Raw genomic sequence first — 13797 nt, 5'->3', positions numbered from 1 at the left:
TCGCCGCCCACGACCGACGCCAGAGCAGATGGCAACGGAGCCGATGCGCGCACCCCGCGCAGGTCGCAGCCTACTCGACCCGGATCAGCGTCGCCTCGCCCTGGCCGCCGCCGGAGCAGATGGCGGCCAGGCCGATGCCGCCGCCCCGGCGCCGCAGTTCGTAGATCAGGTGCATGAGGATCCGGCCGCCGCTGGCCCCGATGGGATGGCCGAGCGCGATGGCGCCGCCGTTGACGTTGACGATCTCGGGGTCGACCCCCAGGAGCCGGGTCGAGACCAGCGTCACCGCGGCGAAGGCCTCGTTGATCTCCACCAGGTTCAGGTCCGCAGCGGTGAGCCCGGCGCGGGCCAGCGCCTGCTGCCCGGCCCGGGCCGGCACCGTGTGCAGGGCGTGGGGCTCCTCGGAGTGCTGCCCCTGGGCCAGGATCGTGGCCAGCACCTCCAGCCCGAGCGCCTGGGCCTTCTCCCGGGACATGATGACCAGGGCCGAGGCGCCGTCGGAGAGGCCCGGGGCGTTGCCGGCGGTGATCACCCCGTCCGGCTCGAAGGCCGGGCGCAGCGCCGCCAGCTTCTCCAGGGAGGTGTCGCGCCGGATCGGCTCGTCCACCGCGACGGTGACCTCTCCTTTCTTCTGCTTGATCGTCACGGGCGTCACCTCTTCGGCGAAGAGGCCCCGGTCCCAGGCGGCGGCCGCACGCATGTGGCTGCGGTAGGCCCACTCGTCGAGCTCAGCGCGGGTGAGGCCGTACTCCCGGGCACCCTGACCGCCATAGGTGCCCATGTGGACGTCGCCGAAGGCGCACCAGAGGCCGTCGTGGATCACGCCGTCCACCAGTCTGCCGTGGCCCATGCGGTAACCCCGGCGCGCATCGAAGAGCAGGTAGGGCGCGTTGGACATCGACTCCATCCCGCCCGCGACCACCACCTCGGCGTCGCCGGCCCGGATCATCAGGTCGGCCAGGTTGACGGCCCACAGGCTGGACGCACAGACCTTGTTCACTGTCTCGGACACGACGCCGTAGGGCAGCCCCGCCTTGTGGGCCGCCTGCCGCGACGGAATCTGGCCGGCGCCCGCCTGCACCACCTGGCCCATCAGCACGTGGTCGATCTGCTCGGGCCGCTCATCCAGCCTGGCCCGGCGGACCGCCTCCCTGATGGCCACGGCGCCCAGATCCGTTGCGGAGAGGTCCTTCAGCCCCCCGTTGAAGGCGCCGAAGGGCGTGCGCACGGCACTGACGACGACGGCTTCTCGCCTCATACGCGCTCCTCCCGTCCGGTTCGGAATGGTGAGACTGTTATGTGCTAACCATTATACCAGAAGGTATGCCCGCCTGGGCAGAAAAAGGGATCCGCACAAGAAGAGCCCCCTGCCGGTGCAGGGGGCTACCGTTCGCCGTGATTGGCGCCTGCGGGGCGTGCCAGGCGGCTGATGGAGATGAGGATGCCGACCCCGATCATCAGGGCCAGCAGCGAGGAGCCGCCGGACGAGAGGAAGGGCAGCGGGATGCCCGTGTTGGGCAGGGTGCCGGTGACCACCCCGATGTTCAGGAGCGCCTGGCCGCCCACCCAGGTCGTGACGCCCGCGGCCAGGAGCATCGTGTACCGGTCCGGTGCGCGCAGGGCGACGTTGAACCCGCGCCAGGTGAACAGCACGAACAGGAGGATGACCGCCGCGCCGCCGATGAGCCCCAGCTCCTCGGCCACGACGGCGAAGATGAAGTCGGTCTCCGCCTCGGGCAGGCGGTTGTCCAGCTTCTGCAGCGACTCGCCCAGCCCGACGCCCCAGAGCCCGCCGCGGGCCATGGCGGTCCAGGACTGGATGACCTGGTGGCCGATGTCGTCCTCGTAGGCCCACGGGTTCCACCAGGACAGAAGCCGGAGCCTCTGGTGCTCCTTGTTCATGGCCAGGTAGAAGACCCCGGCCGCGGCCCCCGCCACGAGGCCGGTGAAGGGAACCAGGTGAATGCGGGCCACCCAGAGCAGGCAGAGGGCGATGCCCCCGAGCACCAGGGCGGTCCCCAGGTCGGGCTCCAGGTAGATCAGGCCGCCGAAGACGGCCAGCACCAGGAGGTAGACGCCCCAGTGGCCGGCCCTGAGCCGCGGCGCCCTGCGCTCCAGGAAGCCGGCGCCGAACAGGACGAAGGTCAGCTTGGCGAACTCGGACGGCTGGAAGGAGAGCGGGCCCACGTCGAGCCAGCGCGTGGCGCCCAGGCGGGTGATGGCGAAGGGATTGCCGGGAATCAGCAGCGAGGCCAGCGCCGCGGCGGTGATCAGGAGGGCGGGAACCGTCAGCCTGCGCCACCAGTCGAGCGGCACCAGCAGCCCGGCCAGAAGGCCCAGGACGCCGCCGCCGAACTGGACGGCCATCCTGCGTACAACCTCGGCGGTGGTCCCCTCGTGGATGGTGGCGCTGTAGATCATGACCAGGCCGAAGCTGGCGAGCCCCGCCACGGCGGCGATCAGCAGGCCGTCGGGCGCGCCCGGCAGCGGAAGCGGGGCGCGCCGCGCCGGCTCGCGCCGGCGGACCTCCCCCCGCCCGGGCCGTCGCCGAGCAGAGTGTACGGCTCGTGCCAACAGGCACCCCTCCCCCTCAGGGGCCTTCCTCCACCGTAACCCGCTTGATGTCCGCACCCAGTGCGGTCAGCTTCTCCTCCATGCGGGTGTAGCCCCGGTCGATGTACCGCACGCCGCCGATCTCGGTCACGCCCTCGGCGGCGAGGGCGGCCGTGACGAGGGCGGCGCCGCCACGGATGTCCTTGGCCTCCACCGGTGCGCCGGTATACCGTTCGACGCCGCGGACGATCCCGGTGTTCCGGTCAACCTTGATGTTGGCTCCCATCCGGATCAGCTCGTTGGTGAAGCCGAAGCGGTTCTCGAAGATGGTCTCCTGCACCACGGCGATGCCGTCGGCCAGGCCCATCAGGGCGACCCAGGGCGACTGCAGGTCAGTGGGGAAACCCGGGTAGACCTGGGTCTCCACGTCCACGGAGCGGATGGGGCGCGACCGCACCACAATGCTGTCGCCCTGCTCCACGACCTCCTGGCCGGCCTCGATCAGCTTGGCGATGACGGTGCCCAGATGCTCGGGGATGACGTTCTCAATGCGGACCTCGCCGCCGGCGGCGGCGGTCATCACCATGTAGGTGCCGGCCTCGATGCGGTCGGGGATCACCTCGTGCCGCGCGCCGCGCAGCCGGTCGACCCCCTCGATGCGCACGGTGTTGGTGCCCGCGCCCCGCACCCGGCCGCCCATGGCGTTGATGAAGTTGGCCAGGTCCACGATCTCCGGCTCGCAGGCTGCGTTCTCGAGGATGGTGACGCCCGGCGTCAGCGAGGCGGTGATGATCATGTTGACCGTGGTGCCGACGCTGGCCCGGTCCACGTAGAAGCGGCCGCCCCGCAGGTTGACCGACTGCGACACCATGGCGCCGTGCTCCACCACCACTTCGGCCCCGAGCGCCTTGAATCCTTTCAAATGGAAGTCCACCGGGCGGGCGCCGATCTCGCAGCCGCCTGGGCAGGCGACCTCGCCCCTTCCCAGGCGCGCCAGCAGGAGCCCCATCACGTAGGTGGAGCCCCGGAGCCTGCGGGCGATGTGGTACGGTGCCACGTGGTTCTCGAGGCGGTCTGCCCGGATGCGCAGCGTGGTCTCGGCCACCCGCTCCACCTGGCAGCCCAGTGCTTCGAGTATCGCGCAGAGGTGCTGTATGTCGGAGTTGTCGGGTACGTTATCGAGTATGGATTCGCCCTCGGCGGCCAGCGCAGCTGCGGTGACGATGGGCAATGCGCTGTTCTTCGCGCCCCCGATGGCCACGGTGCCGGAGAGCCGGTTGCCGCCGCGGACGATGAACTTCGCTGTCAAAATCCGTCTCCCCTTGTGTATGGCGGGTCATAACTAGTATGCGCTGCCAGTCCTGAGACAGGTCACACCTTAGCTACTCTAACAGAAAGCTGGGGGCCCGTCCAGCGGCCGACCGGGAATCCCAGCTTTGACCTTGCGCGGGGTGCCCGGAGCAGGAGCAGGCGGTCCCAGCCTCCGGGCAGAGAAGGGCCCGGGCGATATGCCCGGGTCTCTCTGCTACGAGACGCTGTAGTTCGGCGCCTCCTTGGTGATGTGGACGTCGTGCGGGTGGCTCTCCCGCAGCCCGGCGGCAGTGATGCGGCGGAACTTGCCGTTCTTCCGCAGGTCCTCGATGGTGGGCGTGCCGCAGTAGCCCATGCCGGCGCGGAGACCGCCCACCAGCTGGAACACCGTGTCGGCCAGGGGACCCCGGTAGGGCACGCGGCCCTCGATGCCCTCGGGAACCAGCTTGGGGGCGTCGGCCTGGAAGTACCGGTCGCCCGAGCCCTCCTTCATGGCACCGAGGGAGCCCATGCCGCGGTAGACCTTGAACGACCGGCCCTGGTAGATCTCCATCTCGCCAGGCGACTCGTCGGTGCCGGCGAAGAGGGAGCCGATCATGACGGCGGAGGCGCCGGCCGCGATCGCCTTGGTGATGTCGCCCGAGTACTTGATGCCGCCGTCGGCGATGATCGGCACGTCGTACTCGTCCGCCGCCTTGGCCGACTCGAAGATCGCGGTCACCTGCGGGACGCCGATGCCCGCCACAACCCGGGTGGTGCAGATGGAGCCCGGTCCGATGCCGACCTTGACCGCGTCGGCTCCGGCCTCGATCAGGTCGCGGGTGCCCTCGGGGGTGGCCACGTTGCCGGCGATGACCTGCACGTTGGGGAAGCTGGCCTTCACCCGGCGCAGCACCTCGATGATGCCCGCGGAGTGTCCGTGCGCGGAGTCGAGCACGAGCACGTCCACGCCGGCGTCCACCAGCGCCCCGGCCCGCTCCATGACGTCGGGCGAGACGCCGATGGCGGCGCCGCAGAGGAGCCGGCCCCGCTCGTCCTTGGCCGAGTTGGGGTACTTCTTGGCCTTCTCGATGTCCTTGATGGTGAGCAGGCCCTTCAGCACCCCGTGGTCGTCCACCAGCGGAAGCTTCTCCACCTTGGCGTGGCGCAGGATGCCCTTGGCCTCCTCCAGCGTGGTGCCCACGGGTGCGGTGATCAGGTTTTCCCGGGTCATCACGTTGCCCACGGGCTGGTGCCAGTTGTCCTCGAAGCGCAGGTCACGGTTGGTGAGGATGCCCACCAGCTTGTGGGTTCCCCGCTCCACCACCGGCACGCCCGAGATCCGGTAGCGGGCCATGAGCTGCAGGGCCACGTCGATCATGTCGTCCGGGTGCACGTAGACCGGGTCGACGATGATGCCGTGTTCGGAGCGCTTGACCTTGTCGACCTCCTCGGCCTGCCGCTCGATGGACATCGACTTGTGGATGATGCCGATACCGCCCTCGCGCGCCATGGCGATCGCCATGCGCGCCTCCGTCACCGTGTCCATGGCTGCGGAAATCAGGGGGATGTTGAGCCGAATCTTGCGAGTCAGGCGAGTCGATACGTCGACGTCGCGGGGGAGAACCTCCGAGCGTGCTGGTACCAGCAGGACGTCATCGAAAGTCAACGCCTCCGGCCCGAATTTCGAGTCCATGATCCGACCTCCGACTGAGCATCTTGCTCTGAATTTGAAGCATTATACCATAGCGCATAACCCACGACAACCGCCGAATGGCGGGCTTGCATGGGCTGGGCGGGCCCGGATAAGGCTATGGGGCGAGGTGATGTGCGATGGCAGAGGAACCCCGGGCCGGCAAGCCCGGGCCCGCAAAGCCCGGGGCGAAGATGAAGCTGGAGGTCGAGCCGCTGCACGACGACGGCGGGGAGGAGCACCCCCGCACCCTGCTGCAGCAGATGTACGAGCAGTCCGGCGAGGCCCGCCGCCCGCGCCAGTAGCGTTCCGACCGGCAGGCCCGCGTTGCCCGTCGGCAATCGCCGGCTGTCCGGGCCGCAGTGCCCTTCCGCAGCGCCCCCGCCGCACCCCCGGAGGTGCGACTCAGGGGCGCTTTTCCTCTCCCCCGCAGGGAGAGGCGCCGCCGCCACCGAATCAGAAGGGAGAACTCCCACGACGAAGGTGGACGAAGATGATCTACACAGGCGCGCCGACAGAGCTCGATCTGTTACCTGACATGAACGCCCTGGCCGAGGTCGTCAGGGGCTGCAGCCGCTGCGGCCTGCGGGCGGGGTGCCAGCAGGTGGTCTTCGGCGAGGGGGTCTGGCCGGCGGGACTGATGTGCATCGGCGAGGGCCCCGGCGCCGACGAGGACCGGCTCGGCCGCCCCTTCGTGGGCAAGGCCGGCCAGCTGCTGGACCGGATCCTGGAGGTCTCGGGGTTCGACCGCCGGCGGAACTGCTACATCGCCAACGTGGTGAAGTGCCGGCCGCCGGGCAACCGCATCCCCGAGCCCGCCGAGCGGCAGGCGTGCTGGCCGTACCTGCGCGCCCAGATCCGGCTGGTGCAGCCCAAGATCATCGTGCTCCTGGGCGCCACCGCCCTGCAGGGGGTCATCGACCCGCAGGCGCGCATCACCCGGATGCGGGGGCAGTGGATCGAGCGGGAGGGCATCCTCTTCATGCCCACCTACCACCCCGCCGCCCTGCTCAGGGACCCCAGCAAGAAGCGGGACGTGTGGGAAGACATGAAGCAGGTGATCCACAAGTACCGCGAGCTGGTGGACCCCAACCACTACTCGCCCTACGTCTAGCTTCCCGCACGGCGGGGTGTCTCCAAGCAAAGCGTTGAGCGGCAGCCCGAAAGGCTGCCGCTTCGCTTACGCGACCTATCCCTGGCCCCGGGCCGACGGGGTGCGCGCCTTCAGCTCCTGCGCCAGGTCGCGCGCCACCTGCCAGATGTCGCCGGCGCCCATCGTCAGCACCGTGTCGCCGGGGCGCACCTCGGAAAGCAGGAAGGCGAGGATCTCCCGCGGGTCGCTGAGCAGCGTGACCGGCCGGCCCGTGTTGGCCGTGATGCGGGCGGCCAGCGTCTCCGCGGACACGCCGGGAATCGGCTGCTCGCCGGGCGGGCTGTAGATGCGGGTGAGCACGAGCACGTCGGCGTCCTGGAAGGCCGTGGCGAACTGGTCCATCAGCCAGTGGGTGCGGGAGTAGCGCTGCGGCTGGAAGACCGCGACGATCCGGCCGCGCGCCTGTTCCCGGGCGGCGGCCAGGGTCGCCCGGATCTCCGTAGGATGATGGGCGTAGTCGTCCACCACCCGGATGCCGTCGACCTCAGCCCATACCTGGAAGCGCCGCTTGGCGTTGCCGAAGCAGAGCAGGCTCTCCCGCATCTGCGCGAAGGAGAGGCCGGCGTACTCCCCGGCCACCAGCGCGCCCAGGGAGTTCAGGGCGTTGTGCCGGCCCGGGACCGGCAGGCGGACCTCGCCCAGCATCCGACCGTCCCGCACGCAGTCGTAGGCGATGCCCTTCTCCCAGGTGCGGATGTTGTGCGCCTGCCACGACGCCGCAGGGTGGGTGCCGTAGAAGACCACCCGGGCGCCGCCGGGAGTCTGCGCGAGCTCCCGGCCCAGCGCCAGGAGGGTCGGGTCGTCGGCGCAGAGCACGGCGAGTCCCCCCGGGCGCACCTGGCCGAGGAACTGGCGGAAGCCCTCCTTGATGCGCTCGAAGGAGCCCTCCCAGAACTCGAGGTGCTCGGGCTCCACGTTGGTCACCACCGCCACCTCCGGGCGGTAGCGCAGGAAGGAGCGGTCGGACTCGTCGGTCTCGGCCACCACCCAGGGGCCGCTGCCGGCCTTGCCCGTTCCGCCGATGGCCTCCATCTCGCCGCCCAGGAGGACGGTCGGGTCGAGGCCGCCCCGCTCCAGCAGGAAGGCGATCATGGAGGAGGTCGTGGTCTTGCCGTGGGTGCCGGCCACGGCGATGGACTGGCCGTTCACGAACTCGGCCAGCACCTCCGAGCGGTGCATCACCCGCAGGCCCCGGGCGCGGGCCGCCGCCAGCTCCGGGTTGTCCTGCGGCACCTGGGTGGAATAGACGACCACCTCGGCTCCGTCGATGTGGGCGGCGTCATGCGCGCCGATGTGGATCTCGACCCCCGCCGCTTCCAGCCGGCGAGTCCGGTCGGATGCGGCGACGTCCGATCCGGAGACCTGCATACCCTGCTGCGTGAGCACCATGGCCAGCGCGCTCATGCCGTAGCCACCGACGCCGATGAAATGCACCTTTCGGGCCTTCAGCACCCAGGCTTCCTCCTTGCTAGAAACTCTGCGCCCTTCCCGCCGCCGGTGCGGCCGGGCGGGCGATGAACCGAGCGAAGACCCACGGCGCAGCCAGGGTGGCGGTGACCGCCACCAGCCAGTAGCGCACCAGATCACCGGGACCGGTGTCTGGCAGGACGAACTTCAGCCCCTCCTTCACCGCGAGGACCAGCGCAAACCCCACCACCAGCTTCAGCAGGTGCTGCACGGGGCTCCCCCGGCGCGGGTCGAAGCCGACCCAGGCCTCCTCCAGTGCGGAGCCGAAGAGCAGCCCGCCGTAGGCGCCGACGATGAGCCAGGCGACCTCGTCGACGGTGCCCACCAGGGCCAGCAGGCCCAGCGCCGCCCCCGGCAGGAGGAAGGCCAGCAGGAGCCGCAGGCCCAGCCTCTGGTGCTCGCCGGTCCAGAAGGAGCGGGTGCGGACCACGATGTAGAGGACCACCAGGCCGATCGCCCAGCCGCCCACGACGTCCACCGGCCAGTGCACGGCGATGTAGAGCCGGGAGAAGCCGATGAGGAAGACGAGGGCGGCGATCAGCCAGGTGAACCAGCGCCGCTGCAGATGGTGGGCAATGGCCCCCCAGAAGACCAGGGGCGTCTGGGAGTGGCCGCTGGGGAAGGAGTATCCGCCGCCCGTCTCGGCGTATAGCACTCTGAACACGCTCGGGTCGGGGCGGGGCGTGCGGAACACGTCCTTCAGCAGGTCGTTGGACCAGAAACCGATGAAGAAGACCGAGAACATGTAGCGGCCGAAGCGCTTGTCGTAAAGCCAGTAGATCAAGGGGAGGACCAGGATGTAGACCGCTTCGTGGTGGAGGTTGGTGATCAGCCCGAAGACCCGGTCCAGCAGCGGCGAGTGGATCGTCTGGATCGCCTGCAGGATCTCGATGCCCGTCACGTCTCCCACCCTTTCACCTGTCCTATTATTCTATGGTCGGCGGGATGGCGCGATTACTCCGCCGCCCGCAGCACCCGCGCAGGTACGCCGCCCGCCATGGCCCCCTGCGGGATGTCCCGGTTCACCAGGCTCATGGCCGAGACGGTCGCCCCGTCGCCGATGGAGACGCCGGGGAGGATGGTGGAGTTGGCCCCGACCAGCACGTCCCGGCCGATGTGCACGGGACCGGTGAAGGCCTCCTTCACCCGGAAGTCGTGGCAGAGGATGACCGAGTTGTAGCCGATGACGCTGTTGTCATCGATGCGGATGAGGTGCGGGTAGAAGATGTCGAACACGACGGCCAGGCCGATGGAGACGTTGCGGCCGATCTTCGCCCCGGTCAGCCGGTAGAGCCAGCACTTCAGCGTGAGCGAGGGCGCGTACTTGGCCAGGTAGATGCAGATGAAGTTCCACACCACCCGCAGCGGGTTGATGTGCCGGTACCAATACTGCAGCGGGTTCAGCGGCCCGTAGTCGGGCAGCCGGGTCAGCCTGCGGCTCACGGACGGATCACCCCTTCACCCGCAGCCCCAGCCCGGGCACGGCGTTCAGGTCCAGGTCGTGCCGCACGCCGGCCTTCCAGAGGTGGTAGCCCGCGGCGGCGATCATGGCGGCGTTGTCGGTGCAGAGCACGGGCGGCGGGTAGCCGAGGGCGATCCCGTGGGGATCGAGCGCCGCGTGCATCGCCTGCCGCAGGGCGCCGTTGGCCGCCACGCCGCCGGCGAGGATCACCTGGCGGACCCCCCTGTCCAGCGCCGCCTTCAGGGTCTTCTCGGCCAGCGCGCCGGTGACGGCATGCTGGAAGGACGCCGCCAGGTCGGCCCGCTGCCGGTCGGAGAGCGGCCCGGTGCGCTGCACGTACTGCAGCACGGCCGTCTTCAGGCCCGAGAAGGAGAAGTCGTAAGGCCCCTCGGTGTGGGCGCGGGGCAGGGGCACGGCCTCGGGGTCGCCCGACCGCGCCAGCTGCTCCACCTGCGGGCCGCCGGGGTAGCCCAGGCCCACGGCGCGGGCCACCTTGTCGAAGGCCTCGCCTGCCGCGTCGTCCAGGGTACGGCCGAGCAGCTCCATCTCCCCGTGGTCCGCCATGTAGATCAGGTCGGTGTGGCCGCCCGAGACCACCAGGCAGACCAGCGGGAAAGACGGCGGCGCCTCCGTCAGGAAGTTGGCGTAGATGTGCCCCTGGAGGTGGTTGACGCCGATCAGCGGCTTGTCCAGGCCGAAGGCCAGCGCCTTGGCGGCCGAGAGCCCCACCAGCAGCGTGCCCACCAGGCCGGGGCCGTGGGTGACGGCGATGGCGTCGATCTCCGCCAGCGTGGCGCCGGCGGTCTCCACCGCCTCGCGGATCACGGGCAGGATCAGCTCCAGGTGCTTGCGCGAGGCGATCTCGGGCACGACCCCGCCGTACTTCCGAAACAGTTCCACCTGGCTTGCGATGGTATTGGAGAGCACCCGCCGCCCGCCTGCGACCACGGCCGCCGCCGTCTCGTCGCAGGAGGACTCGATGCCCAGGATCAGCCCTTCCGACACAGGTTCATCTCCTTCAGCGGTCAGCTCTGCGTGCCGGCGGCGATGGCGGCGCGGGCCAGCTCATCACACCGGTTGTTCTCCGCGTTGTCCGCGTGTCCCTTCACCTTGATCCACTCTACCTCGTGGGGCCGGGCGGCCTCCAGCAGCTCCCGCCACAGGTCCTGGTTCTCGACCGGCTCCTTCCTGCTGTTGACCCACCCGTTCCGCTGCCAGTTCTCCAGCCAGTTCTGGCGGAAGGCGTTGATCAGGTAGGCGCTGTCGGAGTAGAGCTTCACCCTGCAGGGGTACTTGAGCGCCCGCAGGGCCGAGATGGCCGCCTGGATCTCCATGCGGTTGTTGGTGGTGTGGGGATGGAAGCCCGAAAGCTCCTTGCGGTGCTCCCCCGCCAGGAGCACCGCGCCCCACCCGCCGGGCCCGGGGTTTCCCGAGCAGGCGCCGTCGGTGTAGATGACCACTTCCCGCACGGTCAGACCGCCCCCTCCTGCCCGGTCTCGTCCAGGGGCTCCTTCCACATCACGATGGCGTCCTCGCCGGTGTCGGTGTAGTAGCCCTTGCGGACGGCTCCGGGCGCGGTGACGAAGCCCAGCTTGCGGTAGAGGCCCTGGGCGGGTGCGTTGCTGACCCGGACTTCGAGGGTCATCTGCCTGACGCCCTTCCGCCGGGCCACGCGCATCAGCTCCCGCAGGAGCCGCTCGCCAAACCCGCGCCCCCGGCACTCCGGGTGGACGGCGATGTTGGTCACGTGCGCCTGCTCCCAGATGACGTGCATGCCGGCGTAGCCCACCACGCGCTGCCCCTCCCGGGCCACCAGGTAGACGGTGTAGCGCTGCAGCAGCTCCGACGCGAAGGCGTCGCGCGACCAGGGGGTGAGGTAGGACAGGTGCTCGATGGCCATGACCTCGTCCAGGTCGGCCGGGGTCATGGGGCTGATGGTGACTTCCGCTTCTCCCACAGGCTCTCCGCCTCGCTTTTCCGCAGATAGACAGGCGCCAGCGCGTCGGGGGCCACGGCCCCGCCCCGCTCCAGGAGGCTCAGGCCCAGCGCCGCCACCGCCGAACCCCGGGGCAGCAGCGCGCCAGGCGCCGCGCACCGCACCGCCGGACCCAGGCCCAGGCGCGCGGCGTGCACCTCGGCGGCGTCGCCGCAGAGGGTGACGAACTGCCGGGTGTCGTCCCGGCCGGCCCGCAGCGAGCGCACCTGCTCGGCCAGCTCGTCCACGTGCAGGTTCGCGGGGCCCAGCAGCTCCGCCCAGGTGGACGGGTCCCGGTCGCCGGCCGCGTAGACGGCGGTGAACACCTGGTCCCGCTTGGCGTCGAAGAGCGGCACCACCAGCCCGGTCTGCGCGCCGGTGCCGTAGGCCGCCGCCGCCAGCGTGGATACGGGAACCACGGGGATGTCCAGCGCCAGCGCCAGCCCCTTGGCGGTGGCCAGACCGATGCGCAGGCCGGTGAACGAGCCGGGGCCCACGCCCACGGCGATCGCATCCAGATCTCGCCGCTCCATCCCGGCCTCCCGCAGGGCCTGGGCGATGAGCGGCATCAGACGGGTGGAGTGGGCCCGGGGAACCTGCAGCGTCAGCTCCGCCAGCACCCGCCCGCCGTCGACCACCGCGACGGTGCAGGCGGCCGTGGCGGTGTCAAAGGCCAAAACCCGCATGCGCCAAATCCTCCAGCAGGGGCCGGTAGCGCCGGGAGCCGGTGAACGCCATCACCCGCTCCCGATCGCCGGCCCCGTAGCTCAGTGCGATCTCCAGTACCTCGTCGGGCCAGAGCTGCCGTACACGGTCGGCCCACTCGACCAGGTTGACGCCTTGCCCGCCGAAGAAGTACTCCTCGTAACCCAGGTCGTCCAGTTCGGCCGGGTCTTCCACACGGTAGACGTCCCAGTGGAAGACCGGGATGCGGCCCTCGTACTCCCACAGCAGCGTGAAAGTCGGGCTGCCTCCGGTCCGGCGGACGCCGAGGCCGGCCAGGATGCCGGCGGAGAGCGCGGTCTTGCCCGTCCCCAGGTCGCCCGTGAGGGCGACGAAGTCCCCGGGCCGCAGCCGTTCGCCCAGCCAGCGCCCCAGCGCATGGGTCTCTTCCGGACTTCTGCTGTATATGCGAACCATGCGTTCATCCTCCCAAGACCGGTCAAGACCTATTCTGGGCGTCCCGGGCCAGCGGGTCAAGCAAAAAGGGGAGCGCAAGCCGAGAACTGGCAACCCGGCACGCGGACAACCCCCGTGGGCGGGGCGCTTCCCGGGCGCCAGCTCCGCCCTCCGGGGGTCGGTTTCGCACCGTGATCGTTCCTCGGGCAGTCAGCCCCGGGTCGCCTCGCACCGCCGCGTTCCCCGGCGAAGCCGCAGGCGGGCCAGAGGCAGACCGGCTCGCCCCAGAACGCCCGGGCCTGCGGGCTACAGGCCCATGATATGAAAACCGTTGTCGGCGTAAATCGTCTCGCCCGTGATGCACCGCGAGAGGTCCGATGCCAGGAAGAGGCCGACGTCGCCTACCTCCTCCACCGTGATGTTGCGGCGCAGCGGCGCGCGCTCCTCCACGATGTCCCGGATCGTGCTGATGCCCTTCACGGCACTCGCCGCCAGGGTCTTCAGCGGACCGGCGGAGATGGCGTTGACGCGGATGTTGTACTGGCCGAGCTCGTGGGCCAGATAGCGCACGCTGCACTCCAGCGCCGCCTTCGCCGGCGCCATGACGTTGTAGCGGTCGACCACCCGCTCGGCCGCCAGGTAGCTGAGGGTCATGATCGAGCCGCCGCCGGCGGCCTGCATGAGCGGCCTGGCTCCACGCGCCGCGGCGACCAGCGACCAGGCGGAGATCTCCTGGGCGATGCGCCACCCCTCCCGGGGCGTGTCCAGGAAGTCGCGCTGCAGGTCCTCGGTGCGGGCGAAGGCGATGGAGTGGACCAGCACGTCCAGCTTCCCCCAGCGCTCCTTCAGCGCCGCGAACGCGGCCTCGATCTGCCCGTCCTGGGCCACGTCGCAGGGCAGGAGCGGCATGGCCTCGTGCCCCTCCAGGGTCTCCATCAGCTCGACCACGTTCTCCTTCAGCCGGTCGTTCACGTAGGTGAAGGCCAGCTCTGCCCCCTCCCGGTGCAGCGCCCGGGCGATCCCCCAGGCGATGGAGCGCTTGTTGGCCACGCCCATCACGAGGCACTTCTTGCCGGTCATCAGTC

Annotated in this window: 15 protein-coding genes; 2 read left to right on the top strand and 13 right to left on the bottom strand. The window is 70.1% G+C overall.

Features of this window, described 5'->3' with window-relative positions:
- Positions 1-70 precede the first annotated feature (70 nt).
- The 4 genes from J2Z79_RS02290 to guaB form a co-directional block, all read right to left on the bottom strand.
- Positions 71-1258 carry an acetyl-CoA C-acetyltransferase gene (locus tag J2Z79_RS02290; RefSeq protein WP_209465236.1) on the bottom strand — a complete coding sequence of 396 codons (1188 nt, stop codon included), beginning with the start codon at positions 1256-1258 and terminating at the stop codon, positions 71-73.
- Between the two features lie 125 nt (positions 1259-1383).
- On the bottom strand, positions 1384-2574 hold the full coding sequence (locus tag J2Z79_RS02285; protein ID WP_209465235.1) for an FtsW/RodA/SpoVE family cell cycle protein: 1191 nt from the start codon (positions 2572-2574) through the stop codon (positions 1384-1386).
- Positions 2575-2590: 16 nt separating this feature from the next.
- Positions 2591-3862, bottom strand: a complete 1272-nt coding sequence (gene murA, locus J2Z79_RS02280; protein WP_209465234.1) for a UDP-N-acetylglucosamine 1-carboxyvinyltransferase — start codon at positions 3860-3862, stop codon at positions 2591-2593.
- A gap of 216 nt (positions 3863-4078) precedes the next feature.
- Complete coding sequence (gene guaB, locus J2Z79_RS02275) at positions 4079-5539, bottom strand: IMP dehydrogenase (RefSeq protein WP_245301915.1); 1461 nt, start codon at positions 5537-5539, stop codon at positions 4079-4081.
- A gap of 137 nt (positions 5540-5676) precedes the next feature.
- On the opposite strand from guaB, the gene J2Z79_RS02270 reads away from it, so the two are divergent.
- Together J2Z79_RS02270 and J2Z79_RS02265 are read left to right on the top strand one after the other, a co-directional pair.
- Positions 5677-5841 (top strand): hypothetical protein, encoded by a 165-nt coding sequence (locus tag J2Z79_RS02270; protein WP_209465233.1) that lies wholly within the window; start codon positions 5677-5679, stop codon positions 5839-5841.
- 188 nt (positions 5842-6029) lie between these two features.
- On the top strand, positions 6030-6650 hold the full coding sequence (locus J2Z79_RS02265; RefSeq protein WP_209465232.1) for a uracil-DNA glycosylase: 621 nt from the start codon (positions 6030-6032) through the stop codon (positions 6648-6650).
- A 75-nt stretch (positions 6651-6725) separates the two neighbouring features.
- Here J2Z79_RS02265 and murC read toward each other — a convergent pair whose 3' ends face one another.
- From murC to J2Z79_RS02220, 9 genes are all read right to left on the bottom strand, one after another.
- On the bottom strand, positions 6726-8141 hold the full coding sequence (gene murC, locus J2Z79_RS02260) for a UDP-N-acetylmuramate--L-alanine ligase (protein ID WP_209465231.1): 1416 nt from the start codon (positions 8139-8141) through the stop codon (positions 6726-6728).
- Positions 8142-8157: 16 nt separating this feature from the next.
- Positions 8158-9066: a phosphatase PAP2 family protein gene (locus J2Z79_RS02255; protein ID WP_209465230.1), complete on the bottom strand. Its 909-nt coding sequence runs from the start codon at positions 9064-9066 to the stop codon at positions 8158-8160.
- Between the two features lie 44 nt (positions 9067-9110).
- Complete coding sequence (locus tag J2Z79_RS02250; protein WP_209465229.1) at positions 9111-9599, bottom strand: acyltransferase; 489 nt, start codon at positions 9597-9599, stop codon at positions 9111-9113.
- Between the two features lie 7 nt (positions 9600-9606).
- The gene (tsaD, locus tag J2Z79_RS02245) at positions 9607-10623 is read right to left on the bottom strand and encodes a tRNA (adenosine(37)-N6)-threonylcarbamoyltransferase complex transferase subunit TsaD (protein ID WP_209465228.1); all 1017 of its coding nucleotides are present in this window, start codon (positions 10621-10623) and stop codon (positions 9607-9609) included.
- A gap of 20 nt (positions 10624-10643) precedes the next feature.
- Entirely contained in the window at positions 10644-11087 is a 444-nt protein-coding gene (gene rnhA / locus J2Z79_RS02240; RefSeq protein ID WP_209465227.1) for a ribonuclease HI, read from the bottom strand.
- A 2-nt stretch (positions 11088-11089) separates the two neighbouring features.
- Positions 11090-11575, bottom strand: a complete 486-nt coding sequence (gene rimI / locus J2Z79_RS02235; protein ID WP_209465226.1) for a ribosomal protein S18-alanine N-acetyltransferase — start codon at positions 11573-11575, stop codon at positions 11090-11092.
- Positions 11542-12279 (bottom strand): tRNA (adenosine(37)-N6)-threonylcarbamoyltransferase complex dimerization subunit type 1 TsaB, encoded by a 738-nt coding sequence (gene tsaB / locus J2Z79_RS02230; RefSeq protein WP_209465225.1) that lies wholly within the window; start codon positions 12277-12279, stop codon positions 11542-11544. The genes rimI and tsaB overlap by 34 nt, the downstream gene beginning before the upstream one ends.
- Positions 12260-12733, bottom strand: a complete 474-nt coding sequence (gene tsaE / locus J2Z79_RS02225) for a tRNA (adenosine(37)-N6)-threonylcarbamoyltransferase complex ATPase subunit type 1 TsaE (RefSeq protein ID WP_209465224.1) — start codon at positions 12731-12733, stop codon at positions 12260-12262. Before tsaE ends, tsaB begins: the two co-directional genes overlap by 20 nt.
- A gap of 285 nt (positions 12734-13018) precedes the next feature.
- A complete protein-coding gene (locus J2Z79_RS02220) occupies positions 13019-13792 on the bottom strand; it encodes an enoyl-ACP reductase FabI (RefSeq protein WP_245301958.1) in 774 nt (257 codons plus the stop codon).
- Between the last annotated feature and the right edge of the window lie 5 nt (positions 13793-13797).

It is taken from the genome of Symbiobacterium terraclitae (assembly GCF_017874315.1).
GTDB classification, from domain to species: Bacteria; Bacillota; Sulfobacillia; order Symbiobacteriales; family Symbiobacteriaceae; genus Symbiobacterium; species Symbiobacterium terraclitae.
The sequence above is the reverse complement of the archived record's forward strand: the minus strand, read 5'-3'. Positions and strand labels throughout refer to the sequence as shown.

What these genes read in the sequence shown, in the direction of transcription:
- J2Z79_RS02290 (WP_209465236.1), bottom strand. Translation starts at nt 1,258, where the DNA reads ATGAGGCGAGAAGCCGTCGTCGTCAGTGCCGTGCGCACGCCCTTCGGC.
- guaB (WP_245301915.1), bottom strand. Translation starts at nt 5,539, where the DNA reads ATGGACTCGAAATTCGGGCCGGAGGCGTTGACTTTCGATGACGTCCTG.
- J2Z79_RS02265 (WP_209465232.1), top strand. Translation starts at nt 6,030, where the DNA reads ATGATCTACACAGGCGCGCCGACAGAGCTCGATCTGTTACCTGACATG.
- tsaB (WP_209465225.1), bottom strand. Translation starts at nt 12,279, where the DNA reads ATGCGGGTTTTGGCCTTTGACACCGCCACGGCCGCCTGCACCGTCGCG.
- J2Z79_RS02220 (WP_245301958.1), bottom strand. Translation starts at nt 13,792, where the DNA reads ATGACCGGCAAGAAGTGCCTCGTGATGGGCGTGGCCAACAAGCGCTCC.
- J2Z79_RS02270 (WP_209465233.1), top strand. Translation starts at nt 5,677, where the DNA reads ATGGCAGAGGAACCCCGGGCCGGCAAGCCCGGGCCCGCAAAGCCCGGG.
- tsaE (WP_209465224.1), bottom strand. Translation starts at nt 12,733, where the DNA reads ATGGTTCGCATATACAGCAGAAGTCCGGAAGAGACCCATGCGCTGGGG.